General features: G+C 62.7%; 23 protein-coding genes. 16 read left to right on the top strand and 7 right to left on the bottom strand.

Features of this window, described 5'->3' with window-relative positions; genetic code table 11:
• The first annotated feature begins 126 nt into the window (after nt 1–126).
• The 13 genes from CD932_RS22975 to CD932_RS22915 all read left to right on the top strand — a co-directional run bounded on the left by CD932_RS22975 (nt 127) and on the right by CD932_RS22915 (nt 13421).
• Nucleotides 127–885: an ABC transporter ATP-binding protein gene (locus CD932_RS22975; protein WP_254926727.1), complete on the top strand. Its 759-nt coding sequence runs from the start codon at nt 127–129 to the stop codon at nt 883–885.
• A gap of 139 nt (nt 886–1024) precedes the next feature.
• A complete protein-coding gene (gene mshL / locus CD932_RS22970) occupies nt 1025–2962 on the top strand; it encodes a pilus (MSHA type) biogenesis protein MshL (RefSeq protein WP_094445346.1) in 1938 nt (645 codons plus the stop codon).
• Entirely contained in the window at nt 2959–4326 is a 1368-nt protein-coding gene (locus tag CD932_RS22965; RefSeq protein WP_254926726.1) for a lipopolysaccharide assembly protein LapB, read from the top strand. Before mshL ends, CD932_RS22965 begins: the two co-directional genes overlap by 4 nt.
• 6 nt (nt 4327–4332) lie before the next feature.
• The gene (locus tag CD932_RS22960; RefSeq protein ID WP_094445106.1) at nt 4333–6036 is read left to right on the top strand and encodes a GspE/PulE family protein; all 1704 of its coding nucleotides are present in this window, start codon (nt 4333–4335) and stop codon (nt 6034–6036) included.
• On the top strand, nt 6036–7241 hold the full coding sequence (locus CD932_RS22955) for a type II secretion system F family protein (protein WP_094445104.1): 1206 nt from the start codon (nt 6036–6038) through the stop codon (nt 7239–7241). Before CD932_RS22960 ends, CD932_RS22955 begins: the two co-directional genes overlap by 1 nt.
• A gap of 19 nt (nt 7242–7260) precedes the next feature.
• Complete coding sequence (locus CD932_RS22950) at nt 7261–8832, top strand: hypothetical protein (protein WP_094445102.1); 1572 nt, start codon at nt 7261–7263, stop codon at nt 8830–8832.
• Nucleotides 8829–9494: a hypothetical protein gene (locus CD932_RS22945; protein ID WP_094445100.1), complete on the top strand. Its 666-nt coding sequence runs from the start codon at nt 8829–8831 to the stop codon at nt 9492–9494. Before CD932_RS22950 ends, CD932_RS22945 begins: the two co-directional genes overlap by 4 nt.
• Entirely contained in the window at nt 9491–9880 is a 390-nt protein-coding gene (locus CD932_RS22940; RefSeq protein WP_094445098.1) for a hypothetical protein, read from the top strand. The genes CD932_RS22945 and CD932_RS22940 overlap by 4 nt, the downstream gene beginning before the upstream one ends.
• The gene (locus CD932_RS22935) at nt 9877–10572 is read left to right on the top strand and encodes a hypothetical protein (RefSeq protein WP_254926725.1); all 696 of its coding nucleotides are present in this window, start codon (nt 9877–9879) and stop codon (nt 10570–10572) included. Before CD932_RS22940 ends, CD932_RS22935 begins: the two co-directional genes overlap by 4 nt.
• A complete protein-coding gene (locus CD932_RS22930; RefSeq protein ID WP_094445096.1) occupies nt 10569–11282 on the top strand; it encodes a prepilin-type N-terminal cleavage/methylation domain-containing protein in 714 nt (237 codons plus the stop codon). The genes CD932_RS22935 and CD932_RS22930 overlap by 4 nt, the downstream gene beginning before the upstream one ends.
• Nucleotides 11282–12049: a hypothetical protein gene (locus CD932_RS22925; protein ID WP_094445095.1), complete on the top strand. Its 768-nt coding sequence runs from the start codon at nt 11282–11284 to the stop codon at nt 12047–12049. The genes CD932_RS22930 and CD932_RS22925 overlap by 1 nt, the downstream gene beginning before the upstream one ends.
• Complete coding sequence (locus CD932_RS22920) at nt 12049–12777, top strand: hypothetical protein (protein WP_094445094.1); 729 nt, start codon at nt 12049–12051, stop codon at nt 12775–12777. Before CD932_RS22925 ends, CD932_RS22920 begins: the two co-directional genes overlap by 1 nt.
• Nucleotides 12778–12848: 71 nt before the next feature.
• Nucleotides 12849–13421: a prepilin-type N-terminal cleavage/methylation domain-containing protein gene (locus tag CD932_RS22915; protein ID WP_094445093.1), complete on the top strand. Its 573-nt coding sequence runs from the start codon at nt 12849–12851 to the stop codon at nt 13419–13421.
• A gap of 755 nt (nt 13422–14176) precedes the next feature.
• On the opposite strand, the gene CD932_RS22910 is transcribed toward CD932_RS22915, so the two are convergent.
• The 4 genes from CD932_RS22910 to CD932_RS22895 are packed head-to-tail and all read right to left on the bottom strand — an operon-like array spanning nt 14177 to nt 17474.
• On the bottom strand, nt 14177–14632 hold the full coding sequence (locus tag CD932_RS22910) for a MaoC family dehydratase (RefSeq protein ID WP_094445092.1): 456 nt from the start codon (nt 14630–14632) through the stop codon (nt 14177–14179).
• Complete coding sequence (locus CD932_RS22905) at nt 14625–15107, bottom strand: MaoC family dehydratase (protein ID WP_094445091.1); 483 nt, start codon at nt 15105–15107, stop codon at nt 14625–14627. Before CD932_RS22905 ends, CD932_RS22910 begins: the two co-directional genes overlap by 8 nt.
• Nucleotides 15104–16249: an acyl-CoA dehydrogenase family protein gene (locus CD932_RS22900; RefSeq protein ID WP_094445089.1), complete on the bottom strand. Its 1146-nt coding sequence runs from the start codon at nt 16247–16249 to the stop codon at nt 15104–15106. The genes CD932_RS22905 and CD932_RS22900 overlap by 4 nt, the downstream gene beginning before the upstream one ends.
• Before the next feature lie 34 nt (nt 16250–16283).
• Nucleotides 16284–17474 (bottom strand): acyl-CoA dehydrogenase family protein, encoded by a 1191-nt coding sequence (locus CD932_RS22895; protein WP_094445087.1) that lies wholly within the window; start codon nt 17472–17474, stop codon nt 16284–16286.
• A 251-nt stretch (nt 17475–17725) separates the two neighbouring features.
• On the opposite strand from CD932_RS22895, the gene CD932_RS22890 reads away from it, so the two are divergent.
• Nucleotides 17726–18310 (top strand): hypothetical protein, encoded by a 585-nt coding sequence (locus CD932_RS22890; protein ID WP_141213353.1) that lies wholly within the window; start codon nt 17726–17728, stop codon nt 18308–18310.
• A gap of 171 nt (nt 18311–18481) precedes the next feature.
• On the opposite strand, the gene CD932_RS22885 is transcribed toward CD932_RS22890, so the two are convergent.
• Nucleotides 18482–19282 carry an alpha/beta fold hydrolase gene (locus CD932_RS22885; RefSeq protein ID WP_094445084.1) on the bottom strand — a complete coding sequence of 267 codons (801 nt, stop codon included), beginning with the start codon at nt 19280–19282 and terminating at the stop codon, nt 18482–18484.
• Nucleotides 19283–19635: 353 nt separating this feature from the next.
• Nucleotides 19636–20859: an alanine transaminase gene (gene alaC / locus CD932_RS22880; RefSeq protein WP_094445082.1), complete on the bottom strand. Its 1224-nt coding sequence runs from the start codon at nt 20857–20859 to the stop codon at nt 19636–19638.
• 299 nt (nt 20860–21158) lie between these two features.
• Between alaC and CD932_RS22875 the strand changes: the two genes are divergently transcribed.
• Entirely contained in the window at nt 21159–21842 is a 684-nt protein-coding gene (locus tag CD932_RS22875) for a pentapeptide repeat-containing protein (RefSeq protein WP_094445080.1), read from the top strand.
• Between the two features lie 169 nt (nt 21843–22011).
• On the opposite strand, the gene CD932_RS22870 is transcribed toward CD932_RS22875, so the two are convergent.
• Nucleotides 22012–23241 carry an MFS transporter gene (locus CD932_RS22870; protein WP_254926724.1) on the bottom strand — a complete coding sequence of 410 codons (1230 nt, stop codon included), beginning with the start codon at nt 23239–23241 and terminating at the stop codon, nt 22012–22014.
• Between the two features lie 124 nt (nt 23242–23365).
• Here CD932_RS22870 and CD932_RS22865 point away from each other — a divergent pair, with 124 nt between their 5' ends.
• Nucleotides 23366–24289 (top strand): LysR family transcriptional regulator, encoded by a 924-nt coding sequence (locus tag CD932_RS22865; RefSeq protein WP_094445079.1) that lies wholly within the window; start codon nt 23366–23368, stop codon nt 24287–24289.
• The last annotated feature ends 44 nt before the right edge of the window (nt 24290–24333 follow it).

Here is a 24333-nt window from a genome sequence, read left to right as displayed (position 1 = left end):
ATTCCAGAACCTGTTGTTTCTTAAAGAAAAACTATTTGCCAGCTTGATCACCACGCAATCCAACACCGTTCCAACTAATACTTGCAGCCCGGGCACGCCCGTGGCAATAATGGAGACCGATCTCCTTTGCCTGCCTTCATGAGCGACTGCGCCATCCGCTACCACAACGTGCATAAACAGTTGAAAGGCAAGCCTGTACTGCGCGGTGTCGACCTGGCGCTCGAGCCCGGCGAACTGTTCGGCCTGGCTGGCGTCAACGGCGCCGGCAAGACCACCCTGCTCCATTGCCTGTTCGATTTCTGCGCGCTTGATGCGGGTGAAATCAGCATCTACGGCCAGGCCCACCAGCACAGCGCGGCGCGCGCGCCGCTATCTTTTTTGCCCGAACGTTTCCAGGCGCCGTATTACCTCAGTGGCCGCGATTTTTTGCGCTACCTGCTGGGCCTGCAGCAATTGCCGTGGGACGAGCGCGCCGCCAGCCAGGCGTGCGCCGCGCTGGAACTGGCGCCGCAAGCCTTGCAGCGCCAGGCGCGCGGCTACTCCAAGGGCATGATGCAAAAGCTGGGGCTGGCTGCCTGTTTGCTGTCGGGCAAGCGACAACTGGTGCTCGACGAACCGATGAGCGGACTGGACCCTAAGGCGCGCGCGCTGTTCAAAGCGGCGCTGCGCCAGTTGCGCACCCAGGGCCGCGGCGTGTTCCTCACTTCGCATGCGCTGCTTGACATCGACGAGCTGTGCGACCGCATGGCCATTTTGCATGGCGGACGGATGGTGTTTGTCGGTACGCCGGCCGAATGCCGCCAGCGCCACGGCGGCGGCCCGCAAGCGAGCCTGGAGCAGGCTTTTCTCAATTGCATCGCGCTTGAACCAGCATTTGATGATTAATTTGTCAATCGACTTGACGTGGCGACAAGGCACTTTATTTTCCCGACTCGCCGGCAACGTCTGGCGGCGCGCCCGATTTTAGAGGATCATGATGGGTAAAATTGCAAAAGCACAACATGACTTCACGGGCGACCTCGGCATGACATCCCCTCTCACTGTGCTCGCTTCCTGCGTCACCGCTGTCTGCTGCACCCTGCTGGCCGGCTGCGCCGCGCCGCAACTACCATTGTCCGCCTCGCATGTCGACGCTGCACCGCGCGTGGCCGGTGCGATTCCCGAGCCGGTACGGCAAAGCGCTGCCCTGCCCCCGCCATCGGCCGCGCCCAGGGTAGAAACCTACAGCGTGACCGTGCACAAGGTGCCGGTGCAGTCGCTGCTGTTCGCGCTGGCGCGCGACGCCGGCATGAATGTCGATATTCACCCTGATATTGCCGGCAATATCACGCTCAACGCCTTGAACCAGACCCTGCCGCAATTGCTGGCGCGCATCGCCAACCAGGTGGACATGCGCTATGAAATCGACGGCAAGAATCTGCTGGTAATGCCGGACGCGCCCGTCTGGCGCAATTACAAGGTCGACTATGTGAACATGGCGCGCAGTACCAACAGCAGCGTCAATATCGCCACGCAGATTTCCACCGCTGGCGGCGGCGCCGGCGGCAGCGGCGCCGCCGCCACCAACGGCAACCAGGGCGGCAGCGGCAACAACAATTCCACCACCCTGGTGGTGAACCGTTCGGAAAACAATTTCTGGTATAGCCTGGAAAAGAATATCCGCGACCTGCTGCGCGACACCACCCTCAACGATCCGCTGGTCGACCCGCTGGCGCAGCTGAACCAGCAATTGACGGCGCTGCAAGGGCCAGCGCAGGGGCAAGCCCAGGGCCAGCAGGGCAACCAGGGCGGCAGTCCCGCCGCACTGCCGCCGGGCCAGTACGGCACGCAGATGCCGCAAGTGCCGCAGCAGGGGCAACAGCAGCCCAATGCCGCGCCCCATCCAACCGCCAATAACAATAACGCTGCGCAACTCGACGCCAACGGCTTGCCGCTGCTGAAACTGGCCAACAAGGGCGCTTCCTCGTCGGTCGTGGTCAATACCGAAGCCGGCCTGATCGCCGTGCGCGCCACCGGGCGCCAGCATGAAAAAATCCGCGAATTCCTCGACCTGGTCACCAGCAGCGCCAAGCGGCAGGTGCTGATCGAGGCGACCATCATGGAAGTGCGGCTGAACCGCGAATACCAGCAGGGCATCAACTGGTCGCGCCTGACGGGCAGCCTGCGCCTGAACCAGGGCCAGGTCGGCAACCTGGCCTTGCCCAGCGCCGTCACCCCCGGCGCCACGCCCGGCATCTTCGTGCTCAATTACCTGAAAGACAGCTTTTCCACCACCATCCAGCTGCTCGAATCGTTCGGCAAGGTCAAAGTATTGTCCAGCCCCAAGATCAGCGTGCTGAACAACCAAACGGCGATGCTGAAAGTGGTCGACAACAACGTCTTCTTTACCATCAAGGTCACGCCAGCCGTGATCAGTTCGACCGGCACCATCACCACGCCGGCCACCTATGAATCGAAGCTCGAAACGGTGCCGGTCGGCTTCGTGATGAGCGTGACGCCGCAAATTTCGGACAGCGACGTCGTCACCCTCAATGTGCGCCCCACCATCACGCGCATCGTCGGCTATGTGCAGGACCCGAATCCGGCACTGGCCGCGGCCAATGTGCAAAGCCGCGTGCCGGTGATCCAGGCGCGCGAACTGGAATCGATCATGAAGGTCGACAGCGGCCAGATCGCGGTGATGGGCGGCCTGATGCAGGACTCCGTCGACAATACCAGGGATGGCGTGCCGGGCCTGTCCAGCCTGCCCCTGGTGGGCAATCTGTTTTCATACCGCAATGAAGCGAGCACCAAGACGGAACTGGTGATCTTCATGCGCCCGGTGGTGGTCAAGGACGCCAGCATCGAGGGCGATTTCCGCGATTACCGCTACCTGCTGCCGGGCCAGGCGCCGCTCAACAGCGAGCCTTATACGGAAAACCGCGAGGCGCCGGTGGCGCGCGTGCAAGGAGAAGCCCGATGAGCTTGCTGATGCAGGCGCTCAAGAAAGCCGAGCGCGCAAAACAGAACAGCCTGCACGAAGAGGAACTGGACAAGCCGTCCGAGGCCTACGACCAGGTGCTGGCGCTGGCGCCGGCCGATGCGCCTCCGGCGCCGGCGCAGGCAGTGCCGCCGGCGCCGGAATGGACGTCCGGCCTGAGCCTGGAGCCCTTGAACGGCGCGCCGGCCGCCGCCCCGGCGCCCGAAGCCCAGGCGGCGCAAGCCCCCCCCAGGGCTGAAGCGCCACCTGAACCACCACAGCCCAAACCCCGCTCTGCCAAGGCCGAGTCGTCTTCCAGCGCCAGCCGCAAGCGCACGCCGCCGCGCGCGCCCGTCAGCGTCGATCCGGCTACCGTGCGCCTGGGCGTGCTGCTGGGTATCTTGCTGCTGGTGGTCTGCGCCATGGCCTACTGGTACTGGCGCGCCAGCAGCAGCCCCGGCGCAGGCGCCAACCTGCCCGGCGTGCCGATGCCGCTGACCGACGCGCCCGGCACGGCCAGCAATGCCGGCCCGATGGTGATCGTGCCGCCGGCCAGCGAGCCGTCCAACGAAGTGCCCCCGGAACCGCGCCGCGAGGAAAAGCCAGCCACCGGCGCGGCCGAACAGCAGGCGCTGATACAGGCGGCCGTGCAGCAGGCGGTGGCGGCGCAGCTGGCGCAGATGCCGCCACCGGCGCCGCCCGCGCTGGCGCCGGTGGTCGCGCCCAACAACCAGCAGATCCAGGTGGTGCGCAACGACGCGGCGCCGCAGATCGCTCCCGGCGTGCAGCAAGGCTACCAGGCGCTGGCCAGCGGCCAGCTGGGCAGCGCTCGCCAGCAATACGAGGCCGTGCTGCGGCAGGACCCGCTCAACCGCGACGCCCTGCTGGGCCTGGCCACGGTGGCGCAGCGCGACAAGCAGGGCGCGCAGGCCGCCGCGCTGTATCTGCGCTTGCTGGAAATCAACCCCGACGATGGCGTGGCGCTGGCCGGCCTGATCGGCCTGCGCCAGGGCGACCTGGTGCAGAGCGAATCGCGCCTGAAAGCGATCCTCGCGCGCACGCCGGAAAGCGGCCCCGTGCTGTTTGCACTGGGTAATGTGTACGCCCAGCAGCGCCGCTGGCCCGAAGCGCAGCAGCAGTTTTTCCGCGCCTACAGCGCCGTGCCCGGCAATGCCGACTACGCCTTCAACCTCGCTGTCGGCCTGGACCGTTTGAACCAGCCCAGGCTGGCCGCCAGCTACTACCAGCGTGCCTTGACGCTGGCGCAAACCACGCCGGCCGCGTTCGACCGCGCCGGCGCGCAGCAAAGGCTGGGCGAACTCGGCGCGCCGGACAGCTCCGGCATCGTGATCACGCGTCAGGAATAAAACGGCATGGCAGAACAGACCAAACTTCCGCTGGGCAAAATGCTGATCCAGAAAGGCGTGATCAGCGAAGACCAGTTGCGCATCGCACTGATCGAGCAAAAGCGCAGCAGCGAGCCGCTCGGTAAACTCCTGATCACCCTGGGTTTCGTGACGGAAGCCACCGTGCGCATGGCGCTGAGCGAAAACCTGAAACAGGAAAGCGCGGATTTGTCGAGCCTGGTGGTGGACGCGATCGCATTAAAGCTGATCCCCAAGGAAGTGGCCAGGCGCTATCGCGTGTTTCCCATCGTCTATGAACGGCAGACCGACAACCTGATACTGGCCATGGCCGACACCAGCAATATCGTCGCGCTCGACCAGATCAGCGCCATGCTGGTCAAGGGCATCACGATTTCCACCGTGCTGGTCAATGAGTCGGACATTTCACGCGCCATCGACCAGTATTACGGCTTTGAATTGTCGATCGACGGCATCCTGCATGAAATCGAAACGGGCGAAGTCAATTACCAGAGCATGGCGTCGCCGTCGGACGAATACAGCCAGCCGATGGTACGGTTGATCGACGCGCTGCTGGCCGACGCCGTGCAGAACGGCGCCTCGGACATCCATTTCGAGCCGGAACAATCGTTCCTGCGCATCCGCTACCGCATCGACGGCATCTTGCGCCAGATCCGCAGCCTGCACAAATCGTACTGGCCGGCCATGGCCGTGCGCCTGAAAGTGATTTCGAACATGAATATCGCCGAATCGCGCGCGCCGCAGGACGGGCGCATCACGATCCGTTTCTCGGGCCGGCAAATCGATTTTCGCGCCTCGGCGCAGCCGACCACGCATGGCGAGAATGTCGTGCTGCGCGTGCTGGACCGGCAAAAAGGCATTGTCCCGCTCGATTCGCTGGGCCTGGCCGAACGCGAGCTCAATCTGTTGAAACTGATGATCGCGCGCCCCGACGGCGTGATTCTGGTGACCGGCCCGACTGGCAGCGGCAAGACCACCACCTTGTATTCGATCATCAACCATATCAACACGGAAAGCGTCAACATCATGACGCTGGAAGATCCGGTCGAGTATCCGATGAACATGATACGGCAGACCTCGGTCAATGAATCGGTGAAACTGGGCTTTGCCGACGGCATCCGCTCGATGATGCGGCAGGACCCCGACATCATCCTGGTGGGCGAAATCCGCGACCGCGAAACGGCCGAGATGGCGTTTGCGGCGGCCATGACGGGCCATCAGGTGTATTCCACCCTGCACACCAATTCGGCCATCGGTTCACTGCCGCGCCTGCTGGACATCGGCGTCCTGCCCGACATTATGGCCGGCAATATCATCGGCATTATCGCCCAGCGCCTGGTACGCAAGCTGTGCCCGCATTGCAAGCAAACCGTGGCGGCCGACGACATCGAACGGCGCCTGCTGGGCTTGCAGCCTGACGAGCCGCCGGTCAATATCTGCCATGCTGCCGGCTGCGAACGTTGCGCCCACCAGGGCTACAAGGGACGCCTGGCCATCATGGAATTGCTGAAAATGACGCCGGAACTGGACGAACTGACATCACGCCGCGCCAGCCTGCGCGAATTGAAAGGCGCGGCTCGCGCCGGCGGTTTTCATACCCTGGTCGACGATGGCCTGCGCCGCGTGCGCGACGGCACCACCACCCTGGAAGAAGTGGCGCGCGTGGTCGACCTGACGGACAGGCTGGCCTGATGGCGCAGTACGTCTACCGCGCCATGGATGCCGCTGGCGAACTCGTTCCCGGCAGCATGGAAGCGGCCAATGTGCCCGACCTGGAAGCGCGCCTGCACCGCATGCAGCTGGACCTGATCGACTGCAAGCTGACGGGCCAGCACCTGGTGCTGCTGGGCAAGCGCGTGATCCACCGGCGCGACCTGATCAACTTCTGTTTTCATATGGAGCAGCTGACGGGCGCCGGCGTGCCCATCCTCGACGGCCTGAACGATTTGCGTGAAAGTACCGATCATCCGCGGCTGCGCGAAGTGGTCACCGACCTGATCGAAAGCATCGAAGGCGGCCTGCCGCTGTCCGGCGCGCTGGCACTGCATGGCACTATTTTCGACGCCACCTTTACCAGCCTGATCCTGGCTGGCGAGCAAAGCGGCAAGATCGCCGAGGTCTTCAAGAATCTGTCGGACAGCCTGAAGTGGCAAGATGAGCTCGCTTCTCAGACGCGCAAGATCATCCTGTATCCGGTCGTCGTCGCCATCGTGGTGGCGGCCGTGACGTTTTTCCTGATGATCTACCTGGTGCCGCAACTGACGGCGTTTATCCGCAATATGGGCGGCGAACTGCCGCTGCACACGCGCGCGCTGATTTTCATATCGAACATATTTATTGACTATTGGGCCGTGCTGCTGGCCTTGCCGCCGCTGGCCTATGTCGGCCTGCGCGCCTGGCTCCGGCGCAGCGAAGGCGCGCGCTATCTGTTCGACGGCTTCAAGCTGCGGCTGTGGCTGGTCGGACCGGTGCTGCATAAAATCATCCTGGCCCGCTTCGCCACCTTTTTTGCGCTGATGTATGCCTCGGGCATCACCATCCTCGACTGCATACGCTTGTCCGAAGGCATTGCCGGCAACCGGGTGGTGGCGGCCGGACTGCGCCGCGCGGCGCAGCTGATTGCCGAAGGCCATGGCGTCACCAGCGCATTCCAGCACACGGGCATCTTCCCGCCGCTGGTGATCCGCATGCTGAAAGTGGGCGAAGCGACCGGTTCGCTCGACACGGCCTTGCGCAATGTCAGCTATTTCTATCACCGCGAAGTGAAGGAACTGATTGAAAAAGTGCAAGCGATGATAGAGCCGGCCATGACGGTGATCCTGGGCCTGCTGCTGGGCTGGATCATGCTGTCGGTGCTGGGGCCGATTTACGACACCATCAGCACAATCAAAACCTGACCTGAAACCTGAGACCGCCGTGTTCCGCAAACAACTGTTTTATATCACCAGCGACCATCTGTGCGCCTATGACTGGCGGCACGGCGAACTGGGCGAGGGCCAGGCCTTTGAAGCGAACGCGGCAGGGCTGGAGGCGTTTGCGGCCTGGCTGGAAGACCCGTTTCAACAGCGCCTGGACGTGCCCGCCTATTTGCTGGTCGACCTGATCGAGGAAGATTTCCAGCGCCAGTTGCTGCCCCATGTGCGCGGCAAGGCCGGCCGCGCCCTGCTGGCAAGGCGCCTGGGCCAGCTCTACCGTGACACGCCGTATCGCGGCAGCACCCTGCTGGGCCGCGACAGCGCCGCCCGCCGCGATGACCAGCGGCTGTTTTTTGCGCTGACCAATCCGTCCCTGCTGCAAGCGTGGACGGCGCTGCTGGAACAGTTGCAGATCCCGGTGGCCGGTTTGTATTCGGCCAGCCTGCTCAGTATTGCCCTGGTAAAACAACTGACGCTCACGCAGCGGCACCTGCTGCTGGTGACGCAACAGTCGGGCGGTTTGCGGCAAAGTTATTATGAAGGCGGCCAGCTGCGCTTTTCGCGCCAGACGGTGGCCATCGCGCTTGACGGCGTGGCTGTCAATATTGCGCTGGAAACGGAAAAAACCCGGCAATTCCTGACCAGCACGCGCATGCTGGAGCGCGGCGATGTGCTCCACACCGTGATCCTGGCGCCGCAGGCGCAGCTGCCCAAACTCGAATTGCTGTGCGAAAACGGCGTGGAAGTGGCGTACCACTTTATCGACCTGCAGTTCGCCAGCGAGCGCGTGGGCCTGCCCCATACTTTGACCCTGGCCGACCAGTTGCTGCTGACGCTGCTGGCCAGGCATCCGCCCGCCAGCCACTACCCGCCCGGCGACCTCGCCCGCTACTACCACTACCAGCGCGCCCGCAAGACGCTGTATGGCTCCAGCGTACTGATCGGCGCCTCGGCCCTGCTGTGGTGCGCCGCCATGCTGCTGGGCGGGCTGGACGACGAAGCGGGCCTGGCGCAATTGCACCAGGAAACAGCCATCTACCAGCAGCGCTACCGCAATGTGATGGCCAGCCTGCCGCCGGCGCCAGCGAAAACACACAACATGAAGGCCGCCGTGACGCTGGAACACATGATCGCCACCCAGGCGCCCGAGCCAGGCCGGCTGCTGGCCCTGCTGAGCGCGGCGCTCGACCAGGCGCCGCAAGTGAAACTGGCGCAACTGCACTGGAATGCCGGCCCACCGCCGGCGCGCGCAAGCGCATCGCAGCCACCGCCGGCCCAGGCCAACCCGGCCAACGGTCCGCTGCCGACCAGTCGTGACGCCGGCATCCCGGCCGCGCCGCCGCAAGCCTTGCGCCTGGAGCTTGACGTCGATATGCCGGGCAATGATTACCGTGGCGCCTTGTCTGCCATCACGGCGTTTGCGCAGTCGCTGGCGCGCAACCGGCGCCTGGTGGTGGCAATCGAGGAGGCGCCGCTGGACTTGCGCCCCAGCGCCAGCCTGTCCGGCAAGAGCGCCGCGCCCGCGCAAGACGGCCAGGCCCGCTTTACCGTGTTGCTGGTGTGGCAGCCATGACGCCGCCGTTTACACCCGGCATGAAAAAGGCCGCCACCACGCGCCCGCTGCCGACCTGGCTGGGCGAATTGCATCTGGTGCGGCGCGCCCTGCTGTGCTGCGCCGCCACCGTGATGCTCAGTCTGCTTTTCCTGCACCTGGCCGGCGGCTATCGCGACCGCCAGGCGCAGCGGCTGGACCTGGCACAAAAGGAGCGCCAGGCCGCCGCCACCCGCTTCAATCAGGTGGAAACGGAAAAGCTGGAAATGCGCGCCTTTGCGCCGCGCTTCCTGGCCTTGCAACGGCGCGGCCTGATCGGCGAGGAAAACCGCCTGGCGTGGATCGATGCAATACGGCTGAGCCAGCAGCAGCGCCATCTGCTGCCGCTCAGTTATGACATCAGCGCGCAGCAGGTACTCAAGGTGCCGCTGCCGCTCAGGATGGGCCAGTACCAGCTGCGCGGCAGTAAAATGCGGCTCCACATGGATTTGCTGCACGAAATGGATTTGCTGAACTTTTTTGATGACTTGCGCCAGTCCGGCTATTTCGCCGTGCAAGACTGCGCGCTCAAGCGTGGCGGGGCCGCCGCCAGCGCCGGTCAAAGCGCCAGCCTGAGCGCCGATTGCAGCCTGCTGTGGCTGACGCTTGGCGAGCGCCCGCTTGCCATGCCGGGACAGCCATGAAGCGCCTGTCGCTGATCCTGTGCTGCGCCGTGGCAGGTCTGGCCCAGGCCCAGCCGGCCCAGCTGGGCCGGCTGTTTTCCTCGCCCGAAGAACGCGCCCAGCTCGACGCGGCCCGCAGCGGCATGCCGCCAGCCAATACGACGCTGGCAGCCCCCGTTCCGCCACCGCCACCACCAGGCCCGCCGATGGAACTCAATGGTCTGGTCCAGCGCAGCAGCGGCCGCTCCACCGTCTGGCTGAACCGCACGCCGCAGCAGGAACCGTACAACCAGCTGACGAACGGCGGCCAATTGACCTTGCGCCTGAGTAATGGTCAAGTCGTGGTCCTGAAACCGGGCCAGCAATACGATCCGGCCAGCCATACCGTGATGGAAGCGCGGCCATGATGCGCGCACACGCACTGACAACGCAGCGCGGTGCGGCCCTGCTGTTGCTGGTGGCCCTGCTGGGCCTGGGCGCGGCCTCGCTGTTGATCAGCGCCTTCGGCCGTCAGGATGCTGAAGCGGCACGCCAGCAGCGCACCCTGGCCACCCTGGCGCAGGCGCGCGAAGCGTTGATCGGTTTTGCCGCCGCCAATGGCCGTTTGCCGCGCCCGGCCAGCTCGGCCATCGATGGCCGCGAACGCGCGGCCGAGTGCGCCAGCGACGCCGACTGCAGCGGCTTCTTGCCTTGGGTGGCGCTGGGCGTGGCGGGCCTGGACGCCTGGGGCAAGGTCTTGCGCTACAGCGTGACGCCGGAAATGTCGCGCGCGCCCATCGTCTCGTTTTCCGCCGTGGCCAACCGGACGGTTCTGCAGCACAAGGCGCAAGGCAGCCTGGCCTATGTGGCGGGCCAGGAACAGTGCGATGTCAGCGCGCAATGCCTGCCCGCCGTTGTCTTTTCGCAAGGCAAGGAAGGCTACGGCACGGCGGCCAATGGCGTCAAGCTGGCCAATAGCGGACGCGGCAATATCGATGAGGCGGCCAATGAGGCCGCCACGACCTCCTTTGTCACTGGCAATACTGTCGACGACATGCTGGTGTGGGTCACCTTGCCGGCGCTATACCAGCGCATGCGCGCGGCGCGGACCTTGCCATGAGGCACAAGTCCAAGCATCGCCGCCACGCCGGCTTCAGCCTGATCGAGATCGCCATCGTGCTGGTGATCGTCGGCCTGATGATAGGCGGCCTGGTCACGCCATTGACGGTGCAGCTGGAACAGCGAAGGGTAGCCGATACGCAAAAGGCGCTCGACGAGGCCAAAGAGGCCTTGACCGGTTTTGCCTTGCTGCATGGCTACCTGCCCTGCCCGGCCGTATCGAGCATGAACGGACTGGAAGACCGGCGCGGCGCGCGCTGCAATGGCGAAAAACGGGTCGGCATCCTGCCCTGGGCCACCCTGGGACTGCGCAAGAGCGACAACTGGAACAATCTGTTCCGCTACAGCGTCACGCCCGCCTTCAGCGACAGCGAGCAGCTGTTTTCCCTGGCCACGCCGCGCGATATCAGCATCGTCACGCGCACTGGCGGCGCGCTGGCGCCAGCCACCGCCCTGAACGATATACCGGCGATGATCATGTCGCACGGAAAAAACGGTGTTGGCGCCATCAGCGAGCAGGGCCAGCGCCAGGCTGGCGCGCAGGGCAACAATGTCGACGAGCGCAGCAATGCCGTGAGCGACAAGATCTTTATCAGCCGCGCCGCCAGCGAAGCGCAGCAGGCCGGCGGCAGCTATGACGATATCGTCGCCTGGGTCTCGCCCAATATCCTGTTCAACCGCATGGTGGCCGCGCAAAGGTTGCCGCGCTGATGTGGCGCCCCGGCCTCATCATCGCGCGCTACACGGTGCAAGAAGCGTTGCGCAGCCGCCTGCCGTGGCTGTTCGTGCTGGCCGCCTGCGCTGGCCTGGCACTGGCCGCTTTCCTGCAGCAACTGGCGCTGACGGAAAGCGGCGCCACCCAGGCGGCGATATTGTCGGCCCTGCTGCGCCTGGTGGCCGTGTTCCTGCTGGTCAGCTTTGTCGTCTTCAGCCTGGTGCGCGAAACGGCCGACAAGGGCCAGGAACTGCTGCTGGCGCTGCCCATGCCGCGCGCCGTGTATGTGCTGGGCAAGCTGGCCGGCTTTGGCGCGCTGGCCTTGCTGCCGGCGCTGCTGTTCGGCCTGCTGACGTGCTGGTGGGCGGCGCCCGCGCAAAGCGCGCTATGGGCGATCTCGTTGTTGGGCGAACTGTGGATCATGGCCGCCTTCAGCCTGCTGTGCGCGCTCGGCCTGCCGCATGCCCTGCCGGCGCTGGCGGCCAGCGGCGGCTTTTATGTGCTGGCGCGCAGCGTGGGCAGCTTGCAACTGCTGGCGCACGGCAATACCGGCGCGCATGATGGCAGCCGGCAAGCCATCGCGTACGCGATCGACCTGCTGGCCTTGCTGTTGCCCAGTCTGGACCATTTCACGCGCAGCGAATGGCTTTTATATGCCACCGGCAACTGGCACGCGCTGGGCCTGGTGGCCGCGCAAACGGCAATCTACGTCGGCCTCTTGGCCACCTGCGCGCTGTACGACTTTTATCGCAAGAGTTTCTGATGGAGCAAAAACCGTTATCGTCCGTGCCGCGTCCGCTGTGGCTGGCGTTGGCTTTGGCACTGCTGCTGCAACTGGGCTGGCAACTGCTGGCGCAGCAAGGGCCACCGCAGCCGCGGCCCTTGCCGCCACCGCCTCCGGCGTCGCTGGTGCGGCTGGCCAGCCTGGGCGAGCCGCTGGCCATGTCGAAAGGGCTGTTGCTGTACCTGCAATCATTCGAGGACCAGGACGGCGTCAGCGTCTCCTGGCGCGCATTGGACTACGACCGCCTGGCGCTCTGGCTCGATACCGCGCAAACGCTCGACCCGCGCAGCGCCTATGCGCTGGTGGCCGCCAGCGAGATCTATGCGGGAGTGGCCGATCCGGCGCGCGCGCGGCGCATGCTGCGCTTTGTCAGCGCCAGCTTTGCGCGCGACCCGGCGCGCCGCTGGCCGGCGATGGCGCAGGCAACTTTAATGGCCAGGCACCAGCTGCACGACCTGCCACTGGCCTTGAGCCTGGCGCGCCAGTTGCGCCTGCAAGCGACCAGCCCTGACGTTCCGGCCTGGGTGCGGCAGATGGAAGCGTTCATTCTGGAAGACATGGACCAGTTCGATAGCGCGCAGATCGTGCTGGGCGGCCTGATCGCCAGCGGGCAGATCAGCGACCCGCACGAGCTCGCATTCATGGCGCGCCGGCTGGAAGAAATGGCTATAAAAAAGAAAGACGCGTATCCCGGCAACGCGCATTGACAGTAAATTACAGTAAACTTCACCACCAGCCGTCCCCATATAGCGGGCGGCGCAACAAGCAAGGATCACTTATGCCACCACGCCGCCAGCAAGGCTTCACCCTCGTAGAAATCGCCATCGTCCTGGTCATTATCGGCCTGCTGCTCGGTGGCGTATTGAAAGGCCAGGGCCTGATCGACAGCGCCAAGGTCAAGAACATTATCCAGCAGTCGAACTCGCTGACGGCCGCCGTCAACGCCTATCAGGACAAATTCCGTGCCCTGCCTGGCGACGATTTGCAAGGCACGCTGCACGTGCCGAACTCGGCCGGCAACGGCAATGGCGACGGCCAGATCGGCGACGGCCAGCCGCGCGAATTTACCCTCGCGCCCCAGCACCTGGCGCTGGGCGGCTTTATTACCGGTTCCTTCAACGGCACCAGCGACTTCATGACCAGCGCCCAGGGTGGCGCCGTCTACCTGTACAACGACGAAGTGGCCGGCCGCGCCGGCAACGGCATCCGCTTCGACAACCTGCCCGAAGGCTACGCCGAGCAGATCGACAGCAAGCTCGACGATGGGATTGCCACCACCGGTTCCGTGCGGGCCATTCAGCCGTATGGCAATACGGGGGCGATTATTGCGCGCACGGCGGTGTTTTTCTAGACAATATCGCCATCAAGTACGGTAGACATTTGTGGCTCTGTCGCCATGATGAGCTTGCTGGTTGTCTTGTATCAAAGTGGGAATATTCAACAGGAAGGATGATGTAGCAATAAACATATTTATTTTAATATTTTATTGTAATGCCCTTCTGGAGATGTGACATGTCCAAATTATGGATTTTCAGTCCGATACTATTTTCCATCGTCGCTTGTCAGTCAACGCCGCCTGCTATAGATATACCGCCTGGAATGGAAGCTAAACCAGGAGATACCTCCGGTAGATCTGCTGTCGTCGACTGTCGTGCTGGTTGCCAAGGAAGCAAGAAAGGCTGCCAAGAAAGCCTAATCAAGCAAGCCCGCCTAGATTCACAACCTGGCCGCTACTTCGACTTTACGACACTGAGGGTGACGGCAAGATCGAATGCATCGAATAGCCCAGGACTAGTCAGAGATCCAAATTGGAACTATGAGCGTTTTCCTACCAATGCATCGCACCCGACATCGATCATCATCAGGCCGATAGTGGCAACCTGCGAAGGGCGCAGCGAGGACACGCAAGGTGTAACATTTTATCAATGGACAGCTGACTACTTCCCTCTAGGTACCATGCCTCCCGCGAATGAATAAGCAGCGTGGTGATATTATTGAAAACAGCAAACACATCCTGCATATTGATCAATTTTACATGCAAGGTGTTGACGCGATAACAGAAGTTTTGCCGGCCATCGCGCCTTGCCACATTACCGCTGCCACTAGTCACGGATAACACCGCATCAAAAACTCCGCCACGCACACGGGTTTCACGTCCCCTTCGCGCTCCATGGTCACCGCCCAGTTGACTTGGGCGCCTTCCGGCAGCTCATCCACCGACAAGATATCGAGCCGCGCGCGCAAACGGCTGCCTACCGGCACCGGCGCCGGAAAGCGCACCTTGTTCAGGCCGTAATTGATCGCCATGCCGATGCCGGCCATGTGCAGGGCGTTTTGCAGCATGGCCGGCAGCAGCGACAGCGTCAGAAAGCCGTGCGCCACCGTGCAGCCATACGGCGACTCGCGCGCGCAGCGCTCAACATCGACGTGGATCCACTGATGATCATCGGTAGCGTCGGCAAAGGTGTCGATGCGCTGCTGGGTGATGGCGATCCATTCGGAGACGGCCACATGCTGGCCAGAAAGAAGCTGGAAGCCGGCGATGCCGTCGATCTCACGCATCGGGCTTGTCGCCGCTGGGGCGGCGACCGAACATGCCCATGCCTTCCACGGTCGCCGCCACTTCACCATGCTGGTTGCTCACGCTCCAGATGGAAATGACGATGCCGCGGTCCGGCCTGGAGGCGGAGGCGCGCACTTCCTTGACCTGATAGGTCAGGCTCAGGGTGTCGCCGGCGCGCACGGGTTTCAACCAGCGCACGCTGTCGAGGCCCGGCGAGCCCATGCTCGACGAGTGTTTCAGCAGGTTGTCCACCACCAGGCGCATCATCATGCCGCAGGTATGCCAGCCGCTGGCGATCACGCCCTTGTAGATGGTCTGTGCCGCCGCTTCGTGGTCGATATGAAACGGTTGCGGATCGAATTGCGTGGCGAAGGCGATGATTTCCTCTTCCGTCACGTGGCACTGGCCCAGGAAGATTTCCTGGCCGGCCGTGAAGTCTTCAAAGTAGCGGTATGTTTGTGGCATTGCAGTCATGCGTGCTCCGATGGCAAAAAGCCCGGCTGGGCGATAAAACGCTCGACATGATGTTCGGCGTCGCCTAACGTCAAACCGATCATCGTCAGGCGCTTGAAGTGATGGGCGGCAGGCAGCTCATTGGTAACGCCCATGCCGCCATGCAATTGTACAGCCTGCTGGCCGACAAAGGTCGCCGCCTGCCCCACCCTGGCCTTGGCGGCCGAGACGATGCGGCGGCGCTCGGCGGCGTCCGGGCTATCGACCCTGGCGGCGGCCAGCATGGCCATCGAACGTGCCTGTTCCAGGTGGATGAACATGTCGGCCATGCGGTGCTGCAGCGCCTGGAACTTGCCGATCGGCGCGCCGAACTGCTGGCGCGTTTTCACATATTCCAGGGTGGCCGCAAAGATGGCGTCCATGGCGCCCACGGCTTCGGCGCACAACAGCGTCGCGCCATAATCGGCCGCCGCGTCGAGCACCTCCCAGCCCTGCCCCGCAGTACCGATCAGGGCGCTCGCATCGAGCACCACTTGCATCAGGGTCGCGGTGGCGGCGCGCTGGCCGTCGATGGTGCGGTAGTCGCGCACGCTCACTCCCGGCGCATCAAGCGGCACCAGGAACAGCGAAATGCCATCCGTGCCACGCTGCTCGCCGCTGCTGCGTGCCGATACGATCAGGTACTGTGCCTGCGCACCGTGGATCACCACGGTTTTCGTGCCGTCGAGCACAAAACCGTTGCCGCTGCCAGTGGCCGTGGTGGCGATATCGTGCAATTCATGGCGCGACTGCGCTTCGCCAAGCGCGCAGGCGAGCTTGACACTGCCTTGCGCGACCTGCTCCAGCACGCTGGCATGGCCGCCGGCCAGTTTTAAAAACTGCGCGCCGAACATGGTGGCGAAATACGGCTCGACCACCAGCGCGCGGCCCAGCTCCTGCATCACGAGAAACATGTCGACGGCCGTGCCGTCAAAGCCGCCCTGCTCGCCCGGCAGCGGCAAGGCCGTCATGCCCAGTTCGGTCAATGTCGCCCAGGCGGCGTCCGACACGCCGCTGTCGGAATGAACGATGGCCTGGCGCGCCTCGAAGCGGTAATCCTTGTCGGCCCAGCGCCGCAGCGCATCGGCGAACTGCTGTTGTTCCTGGTTGAATGTAAAGTCCATGCTGTCTCCTTCTGCCTTGTCAGCCCAGTCAGCCTTACAGGCCCAGAATCATCTGCGTGATGATGTTTTTTTGAATTTCGTTCGAGCCGCCATAGATCGACGTCTTGCGGTAGTTGAAGTAATACGCGGCCAGCGGCGCGCCCAGGTCATTGCCGCCGGCGCCATGTTCTTCTTCGCCCTCAAGGTAAGCGGGATCGAACGGCAGCGCTTGCGGCCCCAGCGCTTCGACCATCAGTTCCGTCAGTTGCTGCTGGATTTCCGAGCCGCGTATTTTCAGCATCGACGCCTGCGGCCCCGGTCCCTTGCCTTCCTCGCTGATCACGCGCAGCACCGTCATTTCCAGCGCCAGCAATTCGATTTCCACGCCGGCCACCCTGGCCGCAAAGGCCGGGTCGCGCAGCAGCGGCTCGCCTTTTTTCAGTTGCTGCATCGCCAGTTGTTTCAGGAACGCCAGCTCGCGTTTCGAGCGGCCGACGGCGGCGATGCCCGTGCGCTCATGGCCCAGCAGATATTTGGCATAGGTCCAGCCACGGTTTTCCTGGCCCACCAGGTTGGCCACCGGCACTTTTACATTATCGAAAAACACTTCGTTGATCTCGTGGTCTTCGTCGAGCATGATAATGGGGCGCACCTGGACACCCGGCGTCTTCATGTCGATCAGCAAGAAGCTGATGCCTTCCTGCTTGCGCACGGTGGTGTCGGTACGCACCAGGCAAAAGATCATGTCGGCATGCTGGCCCAGCGTGGTCCAGGTTTTCTGGCCATTGACGATGTAGTCGTCGCCCTCACGCACGGCCGTGGTTTTCAACGAGGCCAGGTCGGAGCCGGCGCCCGGCTCGGAATAACCCTGGCACCACCAGTCGTCGCAGTTCAGGATGCGCGGCAAATAATGGGCTTTTTGCGCTTCGGTGGCGAACGCCATGATGACGGGCGCGACCATATTGACACCGAACGGCAGGATGGGCGGCGTGGCGGCGCGCGCGCACTCGTCTTCCCATATATGGCGCTGCACGGCCGTCCAGCCGGTGCCGCCATATTCGACCGGCCAGTTGGGCGCGGCCCAGCCTTGCTGCGCGACGATCTTGTGCCAGCGCACATAGTCGTCCCTGGTGAGACGCAGGTGGCCGCGCACCTTGCGCTGCAACTGCGCCGGCAAATGGCTGTCGAGAAAGGCGCGCACCGTGTCGCGAAACGCGTCTTCCTCGGGTGTGTACTGTAAATCCATGGCTGTCTCCTTGTTATATGTCGCAACCGGATGCACGCAAGGCATTGAGCGCACAAAAAAGCACGACCGTTCTCAAGAATTGTACAACAGAATAGGCAACTCGCCAGCGCTTTCGACGTTGCGAGATAACTCAGGAAAATGATTCCCAACACGACTAGACCATAGTGTCAGCCATAACAAAATAAATTTCATTATGGTAATTTTTTTATCTTTGATGCTATGCTGCAATATCTTATGAAGAGAATAACAAGATGAATCATTTATATAATCATGCCGCTATCAGCTATGCAAATTTGTGGTGGAAACAAGATCGCCTGCTTCTTCAACGCATGAAAAAAGCTGGTGGCATGGGCGCTGTTCTGCCTGACATCGCATCAGCATATAGTGTCATTCGTGGCATTCCCGGGGGCCGCAATTCGGCACACTGGCAGCGCATCGCCAATCAACTCGGTGATCTGCCCAAGCTGACCGCCGCGAATTATGTGCAGACCGTGGAAGAGTGGCAATCGAAACTCGGCAGCGAGCACAATTTGCTATCAGCGGCCTCAAAATTCTTATGGTTCCATAGCAAAAATCCGGTGAAGATTCTTGACAGGCGTGCCACCAAAGCGCTCCATTTTACAAATGGTACGTATAGCGACTATTGCACACTGTGGACGGCTGAATACAAACAGTCTGAACTGCAAATTAAAAGCGCCATAGTGAAACTGATTGAACAGCTTGACTGCACCGTGATCCCCGTCGAAGGACGAAAGGAATTTCTTGCCGTGGTGAATCAAAAGTGGTTTGCGGAGCGAATTTTTGACAAGTACCTTTGGGACCAAGGTGGAAAATAAGTGTCGCGATGAACCAAAAAAAAGCCCGCTACGGGAGCGGGCTGAATCTAATTCCTGTGAGGAAGTAGAGGAGACAAGTGCATCTTGATGCATTGCGGCATATAACGCCAATCAAGTGTTGTGATAAGCAAAATAAGCCTCATCAATATCTCGGCGTCCTGCCCCTGTCGATCACTTGACGCTGCCGGCCGCTTCCTCGATCAGCTTGGCCACTTCCGCCGGATGCGAGGTCATTACCACGTGCGAGGCGCCGTCGATGACGACGGTTTTCTTCGCACTGGCGCGCTTGGCCATGAAGGCCTGCGCTTCTGCGGGAATATTCTTGTCAGCCTTGCCGTATATAAACCATGACGGGATGGCCTTCCAGGCTGGCGCAGGCGACGCTTCGTTCAGCGCCGCATCCGTGATCGGCCGCTGGCCGGCCGCCATCAGGCGCGCCTTGGCCAGCGGCAGGTCGGCGGCGAACTGGTCGTGGAATTTGGCCTGGTCGATATACAGATCATTGCTGCCGTCGGCCAGCGCTACCGGCTTGGCCAGGGCTGCGCCCAGGGTACCGCCCGGATACTTGCCGGACAAGCCGGCCGCCGTCTCGCCCGCGTCGGGAGCAAAGGCCGCCACGTAGACCAGCGCTTTGACGTTGCCGCCTGCCTCGGCCGCGGCGCTGATCACGGAACCGCCGTAGGAGTGGCCCACCAGCACGACGGCGCCGGGCACGCTTTTGACGACACGGGCCACCGAATCGGCGTCACTGTTGACGCTGCGCAGGTGATTGGCCGCGCCGATGACGGTATAGCCGTCTTTTTCCAGGATGGCGGTAACGCCGTCCCAGCTCGACGAATCGGCAAAAGCGCCATGGACCAGGACGATGGTGGGCTTGACGGCGGCGGCCGAGGCTGGGCTGGCAGGCACGACGCTGGCGAACAAGGTGCCGACGACGGCGGCCAAGGACAAGGGCTTGATGAATAAGTTCATGATGATTCCCGATATTGAGAGTAGTGACAGGATGCCGGCATCTGCAGGCGTATCAAAATACTAGCACTCAACAATGGCGTTTATTACCGCTTTGGCGGCCACCTGATCTTCTTGCAGGGGCGTGGCCTGGCCCTATGATCTGGCAGCATGGCGATGGTGTTGGCGGCAGCTGACAACGGGACGTGGCAGCAAAAAAAAAGCCCGCTACGGGAGCGGGCTGAATCTAATTCCTGTGAGGAAGTAGAGGAGACAGAAGCATAATGCCGGATCGCAAGCTATAAAACCACTTTATATTGATGATATGAGAAATACGCCTCCGTGATAACAGTGGCAATCAATGATTCCAGACGGCATTATTTTCCCACTTCCCCTTCCAGTGCCGGTGCCGGTGCGCGCAGCATGTTCTTGATGCCGCGCAGGGCCTGGCGCACGCGCGCCTCGTTTTCGATCAGCGCGAAGCGCACATATTCATCGCCGTATTCGCCAAAACCGATGCCGGGCGACACGCAAACCCTGGCTTTTTCCAGCAGCAGCTTGGCGAACTCCAGCGAACCCAGGTGCCGATACGCTGCGGGGATATGCGCCCAGATGTACATCGAGGCCTTCGGTTTTTCCACCATCCAGCCCGCTTCGTGCAATCCTTTCACAAGAACGTCGCGGCGGCGCTGATATTGCGCGCAGATTTCTGTCACGCAGCTTTGGTCAGCTTCCAGCGCGGCAATCGCCGCTACCTGCACCGGCGTGAAACTGCCATAGTCGTGATAGCTCTTGATACGCGCCAGGGCCGCGACCAGCTCGGCATTGCCGACCATGAAACCGATGCGCCAGCCCGCCATATTGTAGCTTTTCGACATGGTAAAGAATTCGACAGCCACGTCGCGCGCGCCCGGCACCTGCATGATGGACGGCGCTTTCCAGCCGTCAAAAGTAATATCGGCATACGCCAGGTCGTGCACCACCAGGATATCGTGCTGCCTGGCCAGCGCCACCACGCGTTCGAAAAACTCCAGCTCCACGCACTGCGCGGTGGGGTTGGATGGAAAGCCCAGCACCATCATCTTGGGCTTGGGATAGCTTTCGCGGATCGCGCGTTCGAGCTCGGCAAAAAAATCCACGCCCGGCCCCATGCGCACCGAGCGGATATCGGCGCCGGCAATCACCGCGCCCCAGATATGGATCGGGTAGCTGGGATTGGGCACCAGCACCGTGTCGCCACGGTCCAGCGTCGCAAGCATCAGGTGCGCCAGGCCTTCCTTCGAGCCGATGGTGACGATCGCTTCGCTGTCGGGGTCGATCTCGACGTCGTAGCGCTTCTTGTACCAATGGGAAATGGCGCGGCGCAGGCGCGGAATGCCCTTGGAAGCGGAATAGCCGTGCGTGTCGGGACGCTTTACCGTCTCGATGAGTTTATCGACGATATGGCTGGGTGTTGCGCCGTCGGGATTGCCCATCGACATATCGATAATATCCTCGCCGCGGCGGCGCGCGGCCATCTTGAGCTCGGCGGTGATATTGAAAACGTAGGGCGGAAGGCGATTGATGCGCGAAAAGCTGCGCGGAGTTTGGCTGTCGGTCATGATATCTCTGTACGTAAGCGCCCGGATCCGTCCGAGCGACGTTGGCGCAATGGCTGCGCCTGCGACCATACTAACCCGGCCCGGTTCAGGCTGGCAAGAGCGCGTTTGAAACGCTACAATGGTTGCCTAGTCGAAAATGAGCGCGCCGGTTGGTAGTCCGGCAATTGTCCAAGAACATGCTCCCGCCCACGCGGACCCACGGCGCTGATCTTGGCTGTTTCACCAGTCGGGGCGGCGTTATGGTTCGTGCCTGCTTCCCGCCGCGCCATCCCTCCCCCGCTTTACAAGGATATCTACGGATGGCAACACACGACTCCACCATTTCGGGCATCACGCTCGAGCGCGCCGAATTCGAGCAACTGCTGGCGCAATCGCCACGCACCTTTGACGGCTGCGCTTTTGACGAGGCCGACCTGTCCCGGCTCGACCTGCAAGGCTGCACCTTCGAACGCTGCACATTTACGGGTGCCAATCTGTTTGCCTGCAAGCTGGCGCGCGCCACCTTTCGCCGCTGCCGCGCCGGCGGCGCCGATTTCGAGTCGGTTGACGCGGTCGATGCCAGTTTTGAAGCCTGCGACCTGAACAACACCATCTGGCGGCGCGCCAGGCTGGCCTCGGCCAGCTACCACGGCTGCAAGCTGACCGGCGCCTCCTTCGAGGAAGCTGCGCACCTGGGCATCACGTTTGAAGAGTGCCTGCTGATCGGCGCCGACCTGCGCGGCTTTTCGTTCAGGAAAGCGACCTTGAAACAGCTCGACCTGTCCGAAGCGTATCTGGCCGGCTGCGATTTCCGCGAGGCCGTCTTCGAAGGCGGCAGCTTGCGCAATGCGGTATTGAAACTGGCGAAATTCCAGGGCGCCGACCTGCGCGGCGCCGAGATCGACGGCTTCAAGCTGACGGAAGCGGCGCTGTTCAAGGGCGCGGTGATTACCCATGCGCAAGCAGCCAATTTCGTGCGAGAACTGGGCATTTCTGTCATATAAACAAAAATCGGCGTAAAAAAAAGCCCGCTGCGGGAGCGGGCTGAATCTAATTCCGTTGAGGAGTTAGAGGAGACAGGTGAATGATGCTGCATCGCGGCATAAAAAACCAATTGTCATTGATGATAACAGAAATACGTTTTCATGATAATCGGGCGAACGCTCGCTTTTTTCAGGCGGTGCGGCGTGACAGGCCCGTCATGAATTCACCCAGCCACACCAGCAGCGCCAGCGCAGGAAACGCCATGCCCGTCAATAACGTTGCCTGCCATCCGTAGCTGGCATAGACCCAGGCGCCGACGGCCGAACCGGCTGCGCCACCGGCGAAGAACAGCGCGAAATACAGGCCGTTCAAGCGGCCCCGCACTTCCGGCGCCAGGCTGAAGATGGCGCGCTGGCCCAGCACCAGGTTGGCGGCGACGCCCATGTCGAGCACGATGGAAGCGATCACCAGCAAGCCCAGCGCCAGATGTTGCGACTGCGGCGCCACCATTGGCAAGGCAAACGCCATCATGCCCAGGATCAATGCAACGGCCGTCGCCGGCAAGGTGTGGCCGGCATCGGCCAGGCGGCCGGCGATCGGCGAAGCCACGGCGCCGGCCATGCCGACCAGGGCAAAGATGGCGATGCCGGTCTGCGACAGGCCGAAGGCAGGGCTGGCCAGCACCAGCGGCGTGACGGTCCAGAACAGGCTGAAAGCGCCAAACAGGCCGGCATGATAGGCGGCGCGGCGGCGCAGCACGGGCGTGCCCAGCAGCAAGTGCCACAGCGAGGCCATCAGGGCAGAATAGCGCATGTTCGACACCGGCTGGCGCACCGGCAAGGCGCGGCGCAAGACCAGCGCCAGCGCCACCATCAGCACCGACGCACCGCCAAACACCACATGCCAGCTGGCATGGTCCGCCACCAGCGAGGCGATCGGACGGGCCAGCATAATGCCCAGCAACAAGCCACTGACCACCTTGCCCACGGCCTGGCCGCGCGTCGCTTCTTTCGACAGATGGGCGGCAAACGGCACGAGCACCTGCGCCGCCACGGAACCGAGACCGATTGCCAGCGCGGCGGCCAGGAGCACGACGGGGCTCGTGCCGAGGGCGGCGACCACCAGCGCGGCCGCCGTCACGACCAGGCCGGTGATGATCAGGCGGCGGTTTTCCAGCAAGTCGGCCAGCGGCACCACGAACAGCAGGCCCAGGGTGTAGCCGATTTGGGTCAGCGTAACGATCAGGCCGGCCGCCTTGGGTGACAAGCCGGTCGAGGCGCTGATGGGACCGACGAGGGTCTGGGCATAATACAGATTGGCGACGATCAAGCCGGAGGCGATCGCCAGCAGCAGCACCATGCCGGACGAGATATCGGGCAGGTCGCTGGCCATGGCGGGATTTCGGGAGGCCTTGTTCATGTTATTTCCTCGGTTGAAAAGATAAAGTAAGGCCATTGTAGGGATTTTATTGGCAAAGATAATTAGTGCATAATCACTCCACACCTTTCACATAAAATGAACAATCGAGGAGCCCTGCCCGCTCATGGACAAAATCAAGGCCATGCAGACCTTTGTGCGCATCGTCGAAGCAAACAGCTTTTCCAAGGCGGCCGAAACGCTCAACCTGCCGCGCGCTGCGTTGACGGCCACCCTGCAAAAGCTGGAAGCCTACCTGGGCACGCAGTTGCTGCAACGAACCACGCGCCGGCTGTCGCTCACGCCTGATGGCGCGGAGTATTTCGGCCACTGCCTGGCCATCCTGGGCGCCGTCGACGCGGCCGAACTGGCGTTTCGCGGCCCCGACGCCAACAAGCCCAGGGGCATGCTGCGCGTCAACCTGCCCGGCACCGTCGGGCGCACCCTGGTCATGCCGTATATCGGGCAATTCCATGACGCCTGCCCGGCCGTGCAGCTGCACCTGAGCCTGACGGACCGGCTGGTCGACCTGACCGAGGAAGGCATCGACTGCGCGCTGCGCGTGGGGCAACTGCAAGATTCCGCCTTTATCGGCAAGCGCATCGGCAACATGCGTTTTATTACCTGCGCCGCGCCCGCTTACCTCGAACGCCACGGCAGGCCGCAGACGCTGGCCGACCTGGCCCGCCACCGTGGCGTGCTGCATTTTTCAGGCCGCACGGGCCGCGCCTTCGACTGGGATTTCGTGCAAAAAGGGCAAGTGGCGCGGGTCGCCATGACGGGCATGGTGTCGGTCAACGATGCCGAAGCGAACCTGGCGTGCGCGCTGCAGGGGATGGGACTGGCGCAGCTGGCCGTCTACCAGGCGCGTGCACACCTGGCCAGCGGCGCCTTGCTGCCGATACTGGAAGACTGCCCGCCGACACCGATGCCGATCTCGCTGCTGGCGCCGCAAGGACGCCTGGCGGTGCCGAAGGTGCGGGCGTTTGCCGCCTGGCTGACGGCGCTGCTGGCGCAAAACGACGATCTGCAGCAGCCCGAGATGCGCTAGGGTCCCGGCAGAAGGGACAAAAAAAAGCCCGCTGCGGGAGCGGG

The organism is Janthinobacterium sp. PC23-8, from assembly GCF_002250505.1.
Taxonomy (GTDB): Bacteria; Pseudomonadota; Gammaproteobacteria; order Burkholderiales; family Burkholderiaceae_D; genus Janthinobacterium.
Note: the sequence above shows the minus strand (reverse complement) of the source record. Positions and strands in the feature narration are given on the sequence as shown.

Coding starts and splice junctions, on each gene's coding strand:
- mshL (WP_094445346.1), top strand. CDS start 1,025: ATGACATCCCCTCTCACTGTGCTCGCTTCCTGCGTCACCGCTGTCTGC.
- CD932_RS22965 (WP_254926726.1), top strand. CDS start 2,959: ATGAGCTTGCTGATGCAGGCGCTCAAGAAAGCCGAGCGCGCAAAACAG.
- CD932_RS22960 (WP_094445106.1), top strand. CDS start 4,333: ATGGCAGAACAGACCAAACTTCCGCTGGGCAAAATGCTGATCCAGAAA.
- CD932_RS22955 (WP_094445104.1), top strand. CDS start 6,036: ATGGCGCAGTACGTCTACCGCGCCATGGATGCCGCTGGCGAACTCGTT.
- CD932_RS22945 (WP_094445100.1), top strand. CDS start 8,829: ATGACGCCGCCGTTTACACCCGGCATGAAAAAGGCCGCCACCACGCGC.
- CD932_RS22940 (WP_094445098.1), top strand. CDS start 9,491: ATGAAGCGCCTGTCGCTGATCCTGTGCTGCGCCGTGGCAGGTCTGGCC.
- CD932_RS22935 (WP_254926725.1), top strand. CDS start 9,877: ATGATGCGCGCACACGCACTGACAACGCAGCGCGGTGCGGCCCTGCTG.
- CD932_RS22930 (WP_094445096.1), top strand. CDS start 10,569: ATGAGGCACAAGTCCAAGCATCGCCGCCACGCCGGCTTCAGCCTGATC.
- CD932_RS22925 (WP_094445095.1), top strand. CDS start 11,282: ATGTGGCGCCCCGGCCTCATCATCGCGCGCTACACGGTGCAAGAAGCG.
- CD932_RS22920 (WP_094445094.1), top strand. CDS start 12,049: ATGGAGCAAAAACCGTTATCGTCCGTGCCGCGTCCGCTGTGGCTGGCG.
- CD932_RS22915 (WP_094445093.1), top strand. CDS start 12,849: ATGCCACCACGCCGCCAGCAAGGCTTCACCCTCGTAGAAATCGCCATC.
- CD932_RS22910 (WP_094445092.1), bottom strand. CDS start 14,632: ATGCGTGAGATCGACGGCATCGCCGGCTTCCAGCTTCTTTCTGGCCAG.
- CD932_RS22905 (WP_094445091.1), bottom strand. CDS start 15,107: ATGACTGCAATGCCACAAACATACCGCTACTTTGAAGACTTCACGGCC.
- CD932_RS22900 (WP_094445089.1), bottom strand. CDS start 16,249: ATGGACTTTACATTCAACCAGGAACAACAGCAGTTCGCCGATGCGCTG.
- CD932_RS22895 (WP_094445087.1), bottom strand. CDS start 17,474: ATGGATTTACAGTACACACCCGAGGAAGACGCGTTTCGCGACACGGTG.
- CD932_RS22890 (WP_141213353.1), top strand. CDS start 17,726: ATGAATCATTTATATAATCATGCCGCTATCAGCTATGCAAATTTGTGG.
- CD932_RS22885 (WP_094445084.1), bottom strand. CDS start 19,282: ATGAACTTATTCATCAAGCCCTTGTCCTTGGCCGCCGTCGTCGGCACC.
- alaC (WP_094445082.1), bottom strand. CDS start 20,859: ATGACCGACAGCCAAACTCCGCGCAGCTTTTCGCGCATCAATCGCCTT.
- CD932_RS22875 (WP_094445080.1), top strand. CDS start 21,159: ATGGCAACACACGACTCCACCATTTCGGGCATCACGCTCGAGCGCGCC.
- CD932_RS22870 (WP_254926724.1), bottom strand. CDS start 23,241: ATGAACAAGGCCTCCCGAAATCCCGCCATGGCCAGCGACCTGCCCGAT.
- CD932_RS22865 (WP_094445079.1), top strand. CDS start 23,366: ATGGACAAAATCAAGGCCATGCAGACCTTTGTGCGCATCGTCGAAGCA.